At 43.6% G+C, this 1,189-nt stretch carries 1 protein-coding gene; it reads right to left on the reverse strand.

Annotated elements, in window-relative coordinates; genetic code table 11:
* Nucleotides 1-12: 12 nt before the first annotated feature.
* Nucleotides 13-1,188, reverse strand: a complete 1,176-nt coding sequence (gene tuf / locus ACFIML_RS09105) for an elongation factor Tu (protein ID WP_012755022.1) — start codon at nt 1,186-1,188, stop codon at nt 13-15.
* Between the last annotated feature and the right edge of the window lies 1 nt (nt 1,189).

The following is a 1,189-nucleotide window of genomic DNA, read 5'->3' on the forward strand; positions in this document are numbered from 1 at the left end:
AACAAGCATTATTTATTCAATGATCTTAGAGACGATACCGGCACCAACAGTACGACCACCTTCACGAATAGCAAAACGAAGTTTTTCCTCCATCGCTATTGGAACGATCAACGAAACATCCATGGCAACATTATCACCGGGCATAACCATTTCTGTACCTTCTGGAAGCGTAACAATACCTGTAACATCCGTCGTACGGAAGTAAAATTGTGGACGATAATTCGTGAAAAATGGCGTATGACGTCCACCTTCATCTTTTGTCAAAATGTAAGCTTCTGCTTTAAACCGTGTATGAGGTGTAACGGATCCTGGCTTCGCCAATACTTGACCACGCTCAATCCCTTCACGGTCAACACCACGTAGCAGAGCTCCTATATTATCACCCGCTTGACCTTGATCCAAAAGCTTGCGGAACATTTCAACGCCTGTAACCGTCGTCTTAGAAGTTGGACGAATACCGATAATCTCGATTTCCTCTCCAACTTTGATAACACCACGCTCAACACGACCCGTAACAACGGTTCCACGACCCGAAATCGAAAACACATCCTCTATCGGCATCAAAAATGGTTGATCAACAGGACGCTCAGGGGTTGGAATATAATTATCAACTTCACTCATTAAAAGACGAACAGCATCTTCACCAATGCTTTTATCCTTATCCTCAAGAGCTGCCAACGCAGAACCCTTAACAATTGGTATATCATCGCCTGGGAAATCATATTTGGATAAAAGTTCCCGAACTTCAAGCTCTACAAGCTCCAAAAGTTCTGCATCATCAACCTGATCAACTTTATTAAGAAAAACAACAATTGCTGGGACACCAACCTGACGTGCAAGCAAAATATGCTCACGTGTCTGAGGCATTGGGCCATCCGCTGCTGAAACAACCAAAATAGCACCATCCATCTGTGCTGCCCCTGTGATCATGTTTTTCACATAATCAGCGTGTCCTGGACAATCAACGTGCGCATAGTGACGATTTTCCGTTTCATACTCAACATGTGCTGTAGAAATAGTAATTCCACGTGCACGTTCCTCTGGCGCAGCGTCAATTTGGTCATAAGCTTTAAATTCACCAAAATATTTCGTAATCGCTGCTGTCAACGAGGTCTTCCCATGATCAACGTGACCAATCGTACCAATATTAACATGCGGTTTTGTTCGTTCAAACTTGCTCTTCGCCATT

The sequence above is a fragment of the Bartonella sp. AC62GZZY genome (assembly GCF_042196525.1).
Classification (GTDB): Bacteria; Pseudomonadota; Alphaproteobacteria; order Rhizobiales; family Rhizobiaceae; genus Bartonella.